Source organism: Sphingomonas lacusdianchii (genome assembly GCF_022664395.1).
Taxonomy (GTDB): domain Bacteria; phylum Pseudomonadota; class Alphaproteobacteria; order Sphingomonadales; family Sphingomonadaceae; genus Sphingomonas; species Sphingomonas lacusdianchii.
On record NZ_JAKRET010000009.1, the window covers coordinates 61,100 to 75,265 of the forward strand.

Consider the following 14,166-nt stretch of genomic DNA (forward strand, 5'->3'; position numbering starts at 1 on the left):
ACGCCCCCCATCACAGCGCGGTCAGGTCGGTTTCGCCGGTGCGGATGCGCACCGCCTGTCCGACGTCGAGAACGAAGATCTTGCCGTCGCCGATCGCGCCGGTGTTGGCGGCGGCCTGCACCGCCTCGACCACGCGTGCGGCGATGTCGCTGTCGCACACCACCTCGATCTTGATCTTGGGCACCATGTTGGTGCTGTATTCCGCGCCGCGATAGATTTCGGTCTGGCCCTTCTGCCGGCCGAATCCCTTGACTTCGGTCACGGTCATGCCTGCGACACCGATCTCGGTCAGTGCTTCGCGTACCTCATCCAGCTTGAACGGCTTGATGATGGCGATGACTAATTTCATGTCGCCCCCTCGTCGCATGATTGCTCAAGGGGACGCCTCGCAACCTTCGTGCCAAACGGCATCTCGCCGGTTTCGAACGGGTTGACGGCTGGCAACCATGGTTACCAAGCAGTTAATTTGTGCAACGCGGCGCGATTGCCTGTTTTTCAGGCAGGTTGATCGACGATCTTCCGGGCATCGTCGAGATCGTCGGCATCGACCATTACCCGAACCGGGATCAGCAGCCAGCTGCCGTCGCCGATGCTCGCCTCGCCATCGAAGGCAACCGCCGGAATGCCCTCGCTTTCCAGCCGTCCGACGATGATCTGCGCCTCGACGCGGGGAAAGCGACCCAGTTCGACCAGCGCCATCAGGCGGTGCCGCCGACGGTCAACCCGTCGATCAGCAGCGTCGGTTGTCCCACGCCTGCGGGCACCGACTGCCCCGATTTGCCGCACATGCCGACGCCCTCGTCGAGCGCGAAGTCGTTGCCGATGCCGCGCACCTGCTTCAGCACCTCCGGCCCGTCGCCGATCAGCGTCGCGCCCTTGATCGGCGCACCGATCCGGCCATTCTCGACGCGATAGGCTTCGGTGCAGGAAAACACGAACTTGCCCGACACGATGTCGACCTGCCCGCCGCCGAACGACTTTGCGAAGATGCCGTTCTTCACCCGCGACAGCAGCTCGGCGGGATCGTCCTTGCCCCCCGACAGGAAGGTGTTGGTCATGCGCGGCATCGGCGCATGCGAAAAGTCCTGACGCCGGCCATTGCCGGTCGGCGCGACGCCCATCAGCCGCGCGTTCAGGCGATCATGGATATAGCCTTTGAGGATGCCGTCCTCGATCAGGATATTTTTCTGGGTCGGCGTGCCTTCGTCATCGATCGACAGTGATCCGCGCCGGTCGGCGATCGATCCGTCGTCGATCACCGTCACGCCGGGCGCCGCGACCCGCTCGCCGATCCGCCCCGAAAAGGCGCTGGTGCCCTTGCGGTTGAAATCGCCTTCCAGCCCGTGGCCGATCGCCTCATGCAGCAGGATGCCGGGCCAGCCATTGCCGAGCAGCACCGTCATCTCGCCCGCCGGCGCGTCGACCGCCTCCAGATTGACCAGCGCCTGTGCGAGCGCAACGTCGATCGCGCGGTTCCACGTCTCGGGCGCGAACAGTGAATCGTAGAGATAGCGCCCGCCGATCCCGAAGCTGCCGCTCTCGCGCCGCCCGTTCGATTCGACCACGATCGACACGTTCAGCCGCACCAGCGGCCGCACGTCGGTGGCGACGAAGCCGTCGGGACGCACGATCTCGACCACGCTCCATGATCCGAGCAGGCTGGCCGAAACCTGCACCACGCGCGGATCGCGCGCGCGGGCGGCGGCATCGATTGACTGGCACAACGCCACCTTGTCGGCGAAGGGGATCAGGTCGAGCGGATCGGCGGCAGTATAGAGGTGGCGGTTGTTGCCGCGCGGCGGCGGTGCCTTGGCCCCTTTGGCCGGATCGATCAGCGCCATCGTCTCGCCCGCCCGCCGGATCGCCGCCTCGGACAGTTCATTGGCATGGGCGAAGGCGGTCGTCTCCCCCGACACCGCACGCAGACCGAAGCCCGCATGGGTGTCGTAGGAGGCAGTCTTCAAACGCCCGTCATCGAAGCCGAATGCCTCCGAGCGGCGATACTGGAGATAGAGTTCGCCATCCTCGGCGTTCGCGAGCGTCGCCTGCGTGGCGCGCAGCGCGGCGGCGGGGTCGAGGTCGCCGGAATACAGGTACGAGCGGGGATCGGTCGGGGTCATCGGTGGAATATAGGGTGGCGGCGGTGTCGGTACTACGCCTTTGCGAATTGCCGGATTGCGTCCTGCGCGCCGCCAGCCGATGACGCTATTTTCGCCGTGGAGGGCCAGGGTTGGTATGCAGCGGAAACTGACCTTGCAGATCGCCCGTCAGGCTGGACTGCCGATCCTGTCGATGGAGCATCACGATTGCCTGCTGTTCGGCGGCGGCGATCTGGTGAAGATGTTCGTACCGCGCGCGAAAAGGGTAATGGGAGGATCGCCGCAGGATCGCATGGTCACGGGACACCTCCTGATCGTGCCGAAAGACAACCTGCAGCCGCTAACCCCCCGGTCGCGCCGGCGGCGGATCATCGGAGCGTTCAGAAGCATCCACCTCGCGAACTTTCCGTCGATCATCCCGCTATCGCAAATCCGGGATGACGGTGTGGCCGAGCCTTTTCTGGCGTATTTGCTGGCGCTGGCCGATACTCTGCCCTCCGACGAAACTGGCTGGCGTCAGCTTTTCGGAAAATCCTTCATCGACGATTGGCAGACCGACAGTTCCCAAGCGGAAATCCAGTACCTGCGCAAGGATTCAAGATTCGCCTTCGAACCCGAAGCGATCGTCTCGGGCTTAGAAATATCGATCAAGTTTGAACCGGCCTTCGGGCCGTCGTCCTGATCTGTCAGCCTGGGTAGCGATGCAGTGGGGAAAGTGGGACGCGCTATCGGGCCCGCCGCGGCGAAGCCGCGTCGTCGGTCGACGGGCAAGGGCAAGCTTGCCCGTCGCCGGCCGGGCGCGGGCCTCGCTGGTCGTCCGAACTGCGTTCGGCCTTACCGGCCCGCGCCGTCCCCATGATCCTTCAGCTTGCTCTGGTCCGCCCCATCCGCCGGGCCGCCGATCAGCACGAAACGCCGGTCGCAATAGCCGCAGTCGACATAGCCCGTCTCGTCGATCTGCAACCACACGCGCGGGTGGCCGAGCGCGGGGGCGATCTCGCCGGCTCCGTCGCAGGCGACGCGGGGGGTGGTGACGCGGAGGAGTTCGGGCGGAGGCAGCATGTCTGCGCGAATAGCAATGCCGCGAACCCTCGACAAGTCGGTGCTTGGCTTGGGGACGGGGCGGGCGTATCGGACGGCCCCATGGAAACCCAAGCCGCCATTTCAATCCGCGACCTGTGCAAGACCTACGCCGCGGGGAAGGGCGGGGCGCCCGCCAAGGTCGCGCTGGACGGCGTGTCGTTCGACGTGCCCCGCGGCCAGATCTTCGGACTGCTGGGGCCGAACGGCGCGGGCAAGTCGACGCTCATCAACACGCTCGCCGGCCTCGTCAAAAAGACCAGCGGTTCGGCGTCGATCTGGGGCTTCGATATCGACCAGCATCCGCGCAATGCGAAGGCGTCGATCGGCATCGTCAATCAGGAAATCCTGTTCGACCCGTTCTTCACGCCCGCCGAGACGCTGGAGATTCAGGCCGGCCTGTACGGCGTGCCCAAGGCCAGGCGCCGCACCATGGACCTGCTGCGCGCGGTGCATCTGGAGGATAAGGCCAATGCTTACGCCCGGACGCTGTCGGGCGGCATGAAGCGGCGGCTGATGGTCGCCAAGGCGATGGTCCATTCGCCGCCCGTGCTCGTCCTCGACGAACCGACCGCGGGCGTCGATATCCAGCTTCGCCAGCAGCTATGGGACTATGTCCGTGAATTGAATGCGGACGGCGTGACGGTGGTGCTGACGACGCATTATCTCGAGGAAGCCGAGCAATTGTGCGACCGCATCGCCATCATCAACCATGGCCGCGTCGTCGCCAACCAGCCGACCCGCGAACTGGTCGGCATGGCGCAGGAAAAGGCGGTCGAACTGACCCTCGACCGCGACCTGACCGATCTGCCCGACGCGCAGTGTTTCGAGAAGGTCGAGCGCAAGGGCGACCGGCTGCTGGCGATCACCTATCGCAAGGACGTTGCCAACGCCGGCGAGGTGCTGGCGGCGGTCGCGGCGCAGGGGTACGGCATCGTCGACGTCGTGACGCGCGAGGCGGACCTCGAGGATGTGTTCCTCAATCTGACGAATAGCTGAGCCGTTCGTCCCCCACTGGCGTACCCCGGCGAAAGCCGGGGTCCAGTTACGGAACGGTTATGGACAGCCACTGGCGTCCCCCGACTGGGCCCCGGCCTTCGCCGGGGTACGCCCGAGGGGGGGGGCGTCTATTCGCCTTTTGTTCTTGCGCCATTCCCCGGCGCAGGCCATTGTAAATCCGCGCAATGTCGGACCCCACCCGCAAGATCATCCATGTCGACATGGACGCCTTCTTCGCGTCGGTCGAACAGCGTGATGCGCCCGAGCTGAAGGGCAAGCCGGTCGCGGTCGGCGGGTCGAGCGGGCGCGGGGTGGTCGCCGCCGCCTCGTACGAAGCGCGCGTGTTCGGGGTGCGCTCCGCCATGCCCTCGGTCACCGCCATCCGCCGCTGCCCCGACCTGATCTTCGTGCGGCCCCGCTTCGAGGTGTACAAGGCGGTGAGCGGGCAGATCCGCGACATCTTCCACGACTATACCGATCTGGTCGAGCCGCTGTCGCTCGACGAAGCCTATCTCGACGTCACCGCCAACCGCCGCGGCCTGCCCAGCGCCACCGCGACGGCGGAGGAAATTCGTGCCCGCATCCTGGAAACTACCGGCCTCACCGCATCCGCCGGGATTAGCTACAACAAGTTCCTCGCCAAGCTCGCCTCCGACATGAACAAGCCCAATGGCCAGTTCGTCATTCCTGTAAAGGCCGGCCCGCGCGTCGTCGCGTCGCTGCCGGTCGGCAAGTTCCACGGCATCGGCCCCAAGACGGTCGAGCGGATGGAGGCACTCGGCATCCGCACCGGCGCCGACCTCGCCGGCTGGAGCCTTCCCGACCTGCAACGCACCTTCGGCAAGGCGGGCGGCTGGTATTATGGCATCGCCCGTGCCGAGGATCACCGCCCGGTCCGCCCCAACCGCGTGCGCAAGTCTTCCGGCTCCGAAACCACCTTCCACCACGACCTGACCGACCCGGAAGCGATCGAGGAGCGGGTGCTGGCGATGGCGGACGACGTCTGGGACTGGGTCGAAAAGACCGGCCAGCATGGCCGCACCGTCACCGTGAAGGCGAAATATGCCGATTTCCGCATCGTCACCCGCAGCCGCACGCTGGGCGCCCCCGTCGCCGATCGCGCGACGCTCCACGCCACCGCGCGCAGCCTGATCGCGACGCTCTACCCGTTGCGGATGGGATTGCGGCTGGTCGGGGTGACGATGGCCGGCTTCGGCGCGGGCGAAGCCCCAAGCGGCCAGCTCGATCTATTGTAAGCCAAACCCGTACCCCGGCCTCCGCCGGGGTACGGTGGCGTAGGGAACATCGGCGACCAACACTTTGACGCCCACGCCCAAGGCGCCTACAATCGCACCCGTCCCCGGGGGAGCGTTTCGTCACGCTTGAGAGGAAGGCCGCAGCCTTCGACCCGCTGAACCTGATCCGGCTGACACCGGCGTAGGGAGGGAGCGGCCAATTCAGTTCCGCCCCCTCCGCATGGAGTGGAATATGGCAGACATCCCCGCACGCACCGAAATCGGCGTCACCACCGGAGCGATCCGTGGCAGCCGCAAGATCCACGTCGGCCCCCTGAACGTCGCGATGCGCGCGATCGATCTCGATCCGTCGTGCGGCGAACCGCCGCTCAACGTCTATGACACGTCGGGGCCGTACACCGACCCCAATGCCCGCATCGACATCATGGCCGGCCTGCCGCAGCTTCGCCGCGACTGGATCATGGCCCGTGGCGACGTCGAGAGCTACGACGCCCGCGAAATCCGCCCCGAGGATAACGGCCAGCTTGGCCCCGACCGTTCGGGCGGCGTCCAGCCCTTCCCCAACGTCGTCAAGCGTCCGCTGCGTGCCAAGGCGGGCGCGAACGTCAGCCAGATGCACTATGCCCGGCGCGGCATCATCACGCCCGAGATGGAATATGTCGCGACCCGCGAAAATCTCGGCCGCGAGATGCTGCGCGAATATGCCCGCGACGGCGAAAGCTTCGGCGCGGCGATCCCCGACTACGTGACCCCCGAATTCGTCCGCGACGAGGTCGCGCGCGGGCGGGCGATCATCCCCAACAACATCAACCACCCCGAAACCGAGCCGATGGCGATCGGCCGCAATTTCCTGGTCAAGATCAACGCGAACATCGGCAACAGCGCGGTCGCATCGAACGTCGCCGCCGAAGTCGACAAGCTGGTCTGGTCGATCCGCTGGGGTGCCGACACGGTCATGGACCTGTCGACCGGCCGCAACATCCACGACACCCGCGAATGGATCCTGCGCAACTCGCCGGTGCCGATCGGCACGGTGCCGATCTATCAGGCGCTCGAAAAGGTCGGCGGCATCGCCGAGGAACTGACCTGGGACATCTTCCGCGACACGCTGATCGAACAGGCCGAACAGGGCGTGGATTACTTCACCATCCATGCCGGCGTCCGCCTGCCGTACATCCCGATGACCGCGAAGCGCGTGACCGGCATCGTGTCGCGCGGCGGGTCGATCATGGCCAAATGGTGCCTCGCCCATCATCGCGAATCGTTCCTCTACGAACATTTCGACGAGATCACCGAGATCATGAAGGCGTATGACATCGCTTATTCGCTGGGCGATGGTCTCCGCCCCGGATCGATCGCCGACGCCAATGACGAAGCGCAGTTCAGCGAGCTCTATACGCTGGGCGAGCTGACCCACCGCGCCTGGGCGCAGGACGTGCAGGTCATGATCGAAGGCCCCGGCCATGTGCCGATGCACAAGATCAAGGAAAATATGGACAAGCAGCTGCAGGTCTGCGGCGAAGCGCCCTTCTATACGCTGGGGCCGCTCACCACCGACATCGCGCCCGGCTACGACCATATCACCAGCGGCATCGGTGCGGCGATGATCGGCTGGTACGGCACGGCGATGCTCTGCTACGTCACGCCCAAGGAGCATCTCGGCCTGCCCGATCGCGACGACGTGAAGGTCGGCGTGGTGACCTACAAGCTCGCCGCCCATGCCGCCGATCTGGCCAAGGGCCACCCCGCCGCCAAGATGCGCGACGATGCGCTGAGCCGCGCCCGCTTCGAATTCCGCTGGCGCGACCAGTTCAACCTGTCGCTCGACCCCGAAACGGCGGAAAGCTACCACGACCAGACGCTCCCGGCCGAAGGCGCCAAGACCGCGCATTTCTGTTCGATGTGCGGCCCCAAATTCTGTTCGATGAAGATCACGCAGGAAGTGCGCGACTTCGCGGCAAAGCAGAATGCGTCGGCCGACACGTTCCTTGCCGCCGACAAGGCGGACGCGGACCGCGCGGCCTTCGCGGGCGGATCGGCTGCGGCGGACGCCGGCATGGCGGAGATGAGCGAGAAGTTCCGCGAGAAGGGCGGGGAGGTTTACCTGCCGGCGGAGTAATATGTTTCAGAGTCCTCTCCCCGTTGTACGGGGAGGGGCAAGGCAGAAGATGTTCGCGCTAGCCTTAAAATGCGTTATGGCGACATAGGGCAACGGGGTTTCGGCGGATGATTGAGAAGTTCAGCGCTGGCGCAACCGCTGTCGCAAAGTTGTACGGTCATGGCAATGTGGGCGACTTCATCGTTAGCCATATTGCAACCCTTCAAGGAGCGGACAACGCACAGGTCAGTCGCTGCGGTGAGGTTTTAGCAGCAGTTCGCGAAGGTTTCGGCGTAGGCGGCGAACACTCGCTCATGGTCATTGCGGTCGGCCAAACGCTGCTGAGCGGCGGTGTGGTGTCCGTTGGAGGCGTCGTTAGCCTGTCGAACCCCATCACCATGACCTGCGCAGCCATAGGAGCGATCCATTACGGGTGGAATGCGCTGTCTGAACAGGAGAAGGCTGCGATACTATCGTCCGTTGCAACGATGTTCGCCACGGGTATCGAATCTGTCAGATCCGTCGCTAATTTTGTGCTTAACACGATCAAGATTTTGTTGTCGAAGGAAAATCTTGCCGCATTGAAGAAATTTGCCAGCGATGGTGCTGCCTATTTCGACCGTTGTATCGGTGACATTTCCCGAACTATTACCGATCGATCGCGCGATTTGTACAACGCGACGGGGGAGCGGCTGTCACATGTTGTCAGCAGCTTGCCGATACGTTTACCGTTTTGGCGTGCGGCGGATGAGGTGACTTCTGGCTTCGAAACCGAACCGGCGCGTCTGCCACCTCAATAATGATACCGGCACTGCGCGACCTGCACCGCCTGCTCCGCACCAGCCCCCGTCACCCGATACACCAGCCGATGCTCATGGCTGATTCGCCGCGACCACCAGCCTGACAGGTTGCCGCCCAATGGCTCCGGCTTGCCCGTCCCCTTGAACGGATGTCGCCGGCATTCCTCGATCAGCCCGTTGATCTTCTCGACCGTCTTGGCATCGTTCGCCTGCCAATAGCGATAATCATCCCAGGCCGTCGGCCAGAACGCGACCTTCACGGGAAGGGAACGCCTTCGTCGCCCTGCTCGAACCCACGCACTGCTTCCAGCAACCGCTCCGCATTCTTCGGCGAGCGCAGCAGATACAGCGTCTCTTCGATCGACGCCCATTCGCTGGCCGAAATCATCACGACCCCCTCGCCGCGCTGGCGAGTAATCGCCACCGGCACCCGGTCGGCGACGACGCGGTCCATGACAGACTTCAGATTGGCGCGCGACTCGGTGAAGCTGATAGATTCCATGCGATCAATGTACGGAACATTGTACAGAAGGCAACCGCGTCCTCAAACCCCTGTCCTGCAAGTTCCCAATATGTTCCCATCGCGCCCATGCGCAACGACACCCAGCTCCCGGAGCATTCGCCCGCGCCCATCCCGGCGCTCGACCCCTCGAACCTGACCGTTCCGTCCGAGACGCCGTATCTCGACGCCAACGGCTATGATCCCGCCGACTATCAATGGGTCCCCGTCCGCCGCAAACCGCGCAGCGACGGCTGGTCCGATGCCAAGCAACGCGACTTCATCGAAGCGCTCGCCGATGGCGGATCGGTCACCGAAGCGGCCCGCGCCGTCCATATGTCGGCCAGCAGCGCCTATCGCCTGCGCCGCTCGCCCGGTGGCGAGGCCTTTGCCCGCGCATGGGATGCCGCCGTCGCCCAGGCGGTGTCGATGCTGGTCGACGTCGCGTTCGACCGCGCGATCAACGGCACCGTCGAACCGGTGCTCGATGCCAATGGGCGGCGGATCGGGTCGCGGCATCGCCCCGGCGACCGGATGCTGATGTTCCTGCTCGCCGCCCATTATCCCGACCGCTACGGCAAACAGCAGCGTCGCCGTCCCGGCCGTGGCGAGGCGGAGGCGCCGCCCCCCACCCCGACACCCAGCGTCGCGGAGGCGCTCGACGCACTGACCCCGGTCCCGCCGGCCGAGCCCGAAAAGCTAATGGCCCCTGCCGATCTCGACGTCGCGATCGAGGTCGCCGACCTGAAGGATGGCGAACTGCCCGGCTGGCTCGACCCCGATCGCCGCTGCGAACCCGTCGCGCCCAGGGTCGAACCGCCGCTACACGACGCGCTCGCCGCCGCGCTCGCGGCGCAGGACGATATCGATATCGGCGAACCCGGCCCGCTGGGCGAGGCGTTCGAGGTCGAGCTGGAACTGGCCAAGCGCGGGATTTTCGTACCCCGCCCCAAACCGAAGCCCAATCGCCGCGCGCGCCGCGCCCAGCGACGAGCGTGAACTTCGTGAACTTTGGACGCGAGACGTACCGCTGCGAGACCCGTTCGCGCCCCCGGTCCTTCGCAGGACCAGCTTGCCCGACGGGGCCGTGCACCGCCCATACGCAAAAGGGGCGCCGCGATTGCCGCGGCGCCCCCTCTGGTCCGTCATGCCGCGTGGCGCGACTTACATCTGGTTGCGGACGGCCTGTTCGACCTGCGCATTGTCGTTGTCGTCGGCCTTGTCGGCGGCGTCCTCGCCCATGTCACGGACGTTCTCGGCCTGTGCCTCCAGCGCGTCCTCGACCTGTTCGTTGCTGGTCATGTCGGCCTGGTCTTCCAGTGCGTCGGCCTTGTTCTCGGTCATCGCCTCGATATTGTCGGCGGCCTTATCGTCGGCATTGCCACCGCACGCGCCCAGCAGCATCAGCGCGGCCAGACCGGTCGCCGTCATCATCGTCTTCATGGCAAATCCCTTTTATCTCGTTCCCGCCGGATTGGCGGTCGGGCGCATCAATCGCCGATACCCGCCGATGGTTCCGCCAGCGTATCGAGCGCGGGCAGCGACCAGTCGATCGTCCCCCGGCCGTGCTCCGCCAGAAAGGCGTTGGCCTGGCTGAACGGACGGCTGCCGAACCACCCGCTATGCGCCGACAGCGGAGAGGGATGGCGCGCGCGCAGCACGAGGTGGCGGCCCCCCTGTCCGACGTCGCGGACGAACGCCGCCTTCTTCTGCGCATGCGATCCCCATAGCAGGAATACGCTCGGCTCCGCCTGGTCGGCGACGGCATGGACGACGGCGTCGGTGAACGCCTCCCACCCGCGCCCGGCATGCGATGCGGCGCGGTGCTGTTCGACGGTCAGCACGCTGTTGAGCAGCAACACCCCCTGCCGCGCCCAATGCTCCAGAAAGCCGTGCGCCGGCGGGGTCAGCCCCAGATCGGTCTGCAATTCCTTGAAGATGTTGCGCAGCGACGGCGGCACCGCGACGCCCGGCCGGACCGAGAAGGACAGGCCATGCGCCTGTCCCGGCCCGTGATAGGGGTCCTGCCCGAGGATGACGACCCGCACCCGGGAAAGCGGGGTCAGCGCCAGCGCCGCGAACCAGTCGCGCGAATGCGGCAGGATGCGCTTGCCCGCCGCCTTTTCGGCGGTCAGGAAGCTGCGCAGTCCCGCCATCGCATCACCGGCCAGCACCGGGGCCAGCGCATCCGTCCAGCTCGGATCGATGCCCGCGATCATGTCCGCTTGCGGACGAACTCGGCGCGCAGCACCAGTCCCTTGATCCCGTCATATTTGCAGTCGATCTCCTGCGCGTCGCTGGTCAGGCGGATCGACTTGATGAGCGTGCCGCGCTTCAGCGTCTGGCCCGCGCCCTTGACGGTCAGGTCCTTGATCAGCGTCACCTGATCGCCATCGGCCAGCACGTTGCCGACCGCGTCGCGCACGACGATCGCGTCGTCGTCGGCCGCCGTCGTGGCGCCCGCCTGCGATGCCGGCACCCATTCGCCGCTCGCCTCGTCATAGATATAGTCGTCGTCGCTCATGCCGTCCCCCTTGTCGCTGCGGGGTAGCCGAGCGGACTGCCTCAGAACAAGCCCGGCACCTCGCGCTGCACGGTCGACGGGCGCTGGGGTTGCAGCAGCGTGCGTCCCTCGACGCCGTCGCCACCGACGCGCAGTCCGTCGCGGGTCGCGGCCGTCGCCGCCGCCGATCCGATCCGCGTGCAGCTCCGCCCGGCGAGGAAGTCGAGCGCGCGGGCGACCGACTGTTCGCGCACGTCGCCCAGCGGATAGTTGATGTCGTCGTTGGCGACGCAGGTGTTGGGCACGACCGTGGCGAGCCCGTCATAATAGGCCGCCGATCGCGCCGAATTCTGCACCGCCAGCGCGACGACGCGCAACCGGTCGTCGCACGCCGCCTTGTCGAGCGCGATCTGCCCGACCGGCTTGCCATAGGTGTTGGTGCCGATCAGCGCCATGTTGTTGCCGAGATAGGGGACGAAGGCATTGATGACCAGTTCGCTCGCCGATGCGGTGCGGCCGGTGCCGATGAAGGCGATCTTGGTCGGCGTCACCGACTGCGCGGTCGGGGCGAAATAGCGGGTCTCGTTCTCCGACGACTTTTCGGGGCGGAACGTCGTGTAGCTATAGACCTGGCTGGTCGACTTGCCGCCGCCCAGCAGGTCCCCCATCAGATCGGCGACCGAGATCAGCCCGCCGCCATTATAGCGGAAATCGATGATGAACTCGGTGATCCCCTGTGCGCGGAAGCTGGCGAACGCATCGCGCAGCGGCTGGTTGGCGGTGGTGATGAAGGTGCGCAGGTTGATATAGCCGACCCGCTTGCCGCCATCGGTCAGCACCTTGGCGCCATAGCGCGTCGATACCGGCAACAGCGCGTAATCGGCCTTGGCGACGGTCTCGGTGCGGGTCGTGCCCTCGGCGGTGACGAACTGGAAGGTGCGGCTGGTGCCGACCGTATCGGGGCCGAGCGCGTCGTTCAGCCCGTCGACGCCGCTGCTGTCGATGATCGACGACACGCTGCGCAGATTGCTGCTGCTGGTCCCGATCTGCAGTATCTCGGTCCCGCGATCGATGCCGGCGTTGAGCGCCGGGGTGCCTTCGAACGATTCGATCACGAACAGGCGCCGGCCGCTGGTATCCAGCGCGAAGCGCGTGCCGAAACCGGCGGTCTCGCCCGCGTCGTAATAGGCATCCTCCTCGGCGATCGAGGTCAGATAGGTGAAATAGCGGTCGCGCCGCTGCGCCCGCGCGGTCGCGGTCAGCGCGTCGATATAGGCATCGACCGTGGCATAGGGCGTGGGGTCGAGGCTGGCGGGCAGCGTTTCAGGGAACAGATACCATTCGCGCAGCTGCGCCAGCGCCCAGTCCTGCCGCTCGCGCAGCGAACAGCCCGCGGTACTGGTGGGCGTCGGGGTCGGCGTGGGCGCAGGGGTCGGCGAGACGCCGCCGCTGCTTCCTCCGCCCAGGATGCTGCCGCTCCCGCCCCCGCCGCCGCAGGCCGACAACATCGCCAACACGCCCAACGCCGCACCGAACTTTACCCGCACAACGCGCACTCCATGATGTCGCGACAGCCTAAGCCGCGCATCGCCGAAGGGAAGGGGGATTCGCCCGTGCGCTAACGTACTGCGTCGGTTCAGTTCCCCTTCATCGCGTCGAGCAGCCGCTTGACTTCCTGCGACCGGCCGCGCGGCAGGATCAGGACGTCGTTGCCGCTGGCGACGACGATCAGGTCGCTGACCCCGACCATCGCAACCCGCACCCCGTCCGACCGGACGAGGCAGCCGGTCGCGTCGAGCAGCGTCACGTCGCCGCCGGTCGCATTATGGGCATCGTCGCGGTCGCTGATCGCGTGCAGCGCGTCCCAGCTGCCGACATCGCTCCACCCCATCGCCACCGGCGCGACCGCGACGCGGTCGTCGCGCTCCATCACCGCATAGTCGATCGAGTCGGACGGGCTGGCGGCAAAGGCGTCGGCGTCGGGGCGGATGCAATTGCCGTCGCGTTGCGCCCGGTCCATCGCGCTCTGCGCCGCGTCCAGCATCGCCGGCACGAACCGGCCGATCGCACCCAGGAAACGGTCGGCGCGGAACAGGAAGATGCCGCCGTTCCACGCATGGTCGCCCGATGCGAGCATCGCCTGCGCCGCGTCGAGCGGCGGCTTCTCGACGAAGCGGTCGACGCGGTGGACCCCTTCGGTCAGCGGCGCGCCGACCTTGATCCAGCCATAGCCGGTCTCGGGCGCGTCGGGGGCGATTCCGAACGTCACCATCCAGCCATCCTCGACCAGCGGCAGCGCGCGGTCGATCGCGGCGCGGAAGGCGTCGAGGTCGTGGATGACATGGTCCGACGGCATGACCAGCAACGGCGCGTCGCCGCCGCCCGCCGCGATCGCCGCCAGCGCGATGGCGGGCGCGGTGTTGCGGCCCATCGGTTCGAGGATGATCGCCTGCGGAGCCGAACCGATGGCGGAGAGCTGTTCGGCGACGGCATCGGCATGGGCGGCATTGGCGACGACGATCGGCGCGGCAAAGCCGTCGCCTGCGGCGCGGCGCGCGGTCAGCTGCAACATCGTCTCGGCGGCGGTCAGGGCCAGGAACTGCTTGGGACGCTCGGGACGCGACATCGGCCATAGACGGGTGCCCGCCCCCCCGGACAGAATGACGGGGATAATGGCGGACGAAACGGGCATGGATCGGATCTCCGGAAAGGATCAGGCAGGCGGAATCCGCCCGCCCGGACGGGCAAGCGACTGTTGCGATACAACAACGATGTGACAATGCGTATCCATCGCGTTCAGTATTTCTTTGCGCTTTGGCGCGATACGGGCTG

General features: G+C 66.2%; 17 protein-coding genes and 1 riboswitch. Of the genes, 6 read left to right on the forward strand and 11 right to left on the reverse strand.

What is annotated here, in order from left to right; translation table 11 throughout:
- Nucleotides 1-10: 10 nt before the first annotated feature.
- From MF607_RS13225 to tldD, 3 genes are all read right to left on the reverse strand, one after another.
- Nucleotides 11-349, reverse strand: coding sequence for a P-II family nitrogen regulator (locus MF607_RS13225; protein ID WP_056458445.1), 339 nt, complete (start codon nucleotides 347-349; stop codon nucleotides 11-13).
- A 146-nt stretch (nucleotides 350-495) separates the two neighbouring features.
- Complete coding sequence (locus MF607_RS13230; RefSeq protein WP_242119517.1) at nucleotides 496-699, reverse strand: putative signal transducing protein; 204 nt, start codon at nucleotides 697-699, stop codon at nucleotides 496-498.
- A complete protein-coding gene (gene tldD, locus MF607_RS13235; RefSeq protein WP_242119520.1) occupies nucleotides 699-2,120 on the reverse strand; it encodes a metalloprotease TldD in 1,422 nt (473 codons plus the stop codon). Before tldD ends, MF607_RS13230 begins: the two co-directional genes overlap by 1 nt.
- Before the next feature lie 133 nt (nucleotides 2,121-2,253).
- Here tldD and MF607_RS13240 point away from each other — a divergent pair, with 133 nt between their 5' ends.
- On the forward strand, nucleotides 2,254-2,781 hold the full coding sequence (locus MF607_RS13240; RefSeq protein WP_242119521.1) for a hypothetical protein: 528 nt from the start codon (nucleotides 2,254-2,256) through the stop codon (nucleotides 2,779-2,781).
- A 152-nt stretch (nucleotides 2,782-2,933) separates the two neighbouring features.
- On the opposite strand, the gene MF607_RS13245 is transcribed toward MF607_RS13240, so the two are convergent.
- Nucleotides 2,934-3,161 (reverse strand): zinc-finger domain-containing protein, encoded by a 228-nt coding sequence (locus MF607_RS13245; RefSeq protein ID WP_242119522.1) that lies wholly within the window; start codon nucleotides 3,159-3,161, stop codon nucleotides 2,934-2,936.
- An 81-nt stretch (nucleotides 3,162-3,242) separates the two neighbouring features.
- On the opposite strand from MF607_RS13245, the gene MF607_RS13250 reads away from it, so the two are divergent.
- The 4 genes from MF607_RS13250 (at nucleotide 3,243) to MF607_RS13265 (ending at nucleotide 8,332) form a co-directional block, all read left to right on the forward strand.
- Nucleotides 3,243-4,178 carry an ABC transporter ATP-binding protein gene (locus tag MF607_RS13250; protein ID WP_242119525.1) on the forward strand — a complete coding sequence of 312 codons (936 nt, stop codon included), beginning with the start codon at nucleotides 3,243-3,245 and terminating at the stop codon, nucleotides 4,176-4,178.
- Nucleotides 4,179-4,363: 185 nt separating this feature from the next.
- Nucleotides 4,364-5,434 carry a DNA polymerase IV gene (dinB, locus tag MF607_RS13255; RefSeq protein WP_242119527.1) on the forward strand — a complete coding sequence of 357 codons (1,071 nt, stop codon included), beginning with the start codon at nucleotides 4,364-4,366 and terminating at the stop codon, nucleotides 5,432-5,434.
- 96 nt (nucleotides 5,435-5,530) lie between these two features.
- Nucleotides 5,531-5,639: riboswitch (TPP riboswitch) on the forward strand.
- Nucleotides 5,640-5,666: 27 nt separating this feature from the next.
- Entirely contained in the window at nucleotides 5,667-7,553 is a 1,887-nt protein-coding gene (thiC, locus tag MF607_RS13260) for a phosphomethylpyrimidine synthase ThiC (protein ID WP_242119529.1), read from the forward strand.
- Nucleotides 7,554-7,660: 107 nt separating this feature from the next.
- The gene (locus MF607_RS13265; RefSeq protein WP_242119531.1) at nucleotides 7,661-8,332 is read left to right on the forward strand and encodes a hypothetical protein; all 672 of its coding nucleotides are present in this window, start codon (nucleotides 7,661-7,663) and stop codon (nucleotides 8,330-8,332) included.
- Here the strand turns inward: MF607_RS13265 and MF607_RS13270 are convergent.
- Both MF607_RS13270 and MF607_RS13275 read right to left on the reverse strand, forming a co-directional pair.
- Nucleotides 8,326-8,592, reverse strand: coding sequence for a Txe/YoeB family addiction module toxin (locus tag MF607_RS13270; RefSeq protein WP_242119533.1), 267 nt, complete (start codon nucleotides 8,590-8,592; stop codon nucleotides 8,326-8,328). The genes MF607_RS13265 and MF607_RS13270 overlap by 7 nt on opposite strands.
- Nucleotides 8,589-8,834 carry a type II toxin-antitoxin system Phd/YefM family antitoxin gene (locus MF607_RS13275; RefSeq protein ID WP_242119535.1) on the reverse strand — a complete coding sequence of 82 codons (246 nt, stop codon included), beginning with the start codon at nucleotides 8,832-8,834 and terminating at the stop codon, nucleotides 8,589-8,591. The genes MF607_RS13270 and MF607_RS13275 overlap by 4 nt, the downstream gene beginning before the upstream one ends.
- A gap of 87 nt (nucleotides 8,835-8,921) precedes the next feature.
- Between MF607_RS13275 and MF607_RS13280 the strand changes: the two genes are divergently transcribed.
- The gene (locus MF607_RS13280; RefSeq protein WP_242119537.1) at nucleotides 8,922-9,830 is read left to right on the forward strand and encodes a hypothetical protein; all 909 of its coding nucleotides are present in this window, start codon (nucleotides 8,922-8,924) and stop codon (nucleotides 9,828-9,830) included.
- 165 nt (nucleotides 9,831-9,995) lie between these two features.
- Here MF607_RS13280 and MF607_RS13285 read toward each other — a convergent pair whose 3' ends face one another.
- The 5 genes from MF607_RS13285 to MF607_RS13305 form a co-directional block, all read right to left on the reverse strand.
- Complete coding sequence (locus MF607_RS13285) at nucleotides 9,996-10,274, reverse strand: hypothetical protein (RefSeq protein WP_242119538.1); 279 nt, start codon at nucleotides 10,272-10,274, stop codon at nucleotides 9,996-9,998.
- 47 nt (nucleotides 10,275-10,321) lie between these two features.
- The gene (ung, locus tag MF607_RS13290) at nucleotides 10,322-11,050 is read right to left on the reverse strand and encodes a uracil-DNA glycosylase (protein ID WP_277925891.1); all 729 of its coding nucleotides are present in this window, start codon (nucleotides 11,048-11,050) and stop codon (nucleotides 10,322-10,324) included.
- Nucleotides 11,047-11,355: a zinc ribbon domain-containing protein YjdM gene (locus tag MF607_RS13295; protein ID WP_242119539.1), complete on the reverse strand. Its 309-nt coding sequence runs from the start codon at nucleotides 11,353-11,355 to the stop codon at nucleotides 11,047-11,049. The genes ung and MF607_RS13295 overlap by 4 nt, the downstream gene beginning before the upstream one ends.
- A 41-nt stretch (nucleotides 11,356-11,396) precedes the next feature.
- The gene (locus tag MF607_RS13300) at nucleotides 11,397-12,842 is read right to left on the reverse strand and encodes a S41 family peptidase (protein ID WP_242119766.1); all 1,446 of its coding nucleotides are present in this window, start codon (nucleotides 12,840-12,842) and stop codon (nucleotides 11,397-11,399) included.
- 128 nt (nucleotides 12,843-12,970) lie between these two features.
- Nucleotides 12,971-14,026: a mannose-1-phosphate guanylyltransferase/mannose-6-phosphate isomerase gene (locus MF607_RS13305; protein WP_277925892.1), complete on the reverse strand. Its 1,056-nt coding sequence runs from the start codon at nucleotides 14,024-14,026 to the stop codon at nucleotides 12,971-12,973.
- Nucleotides 14,027-14,166 lie beyond the last annotated feature (140 nt).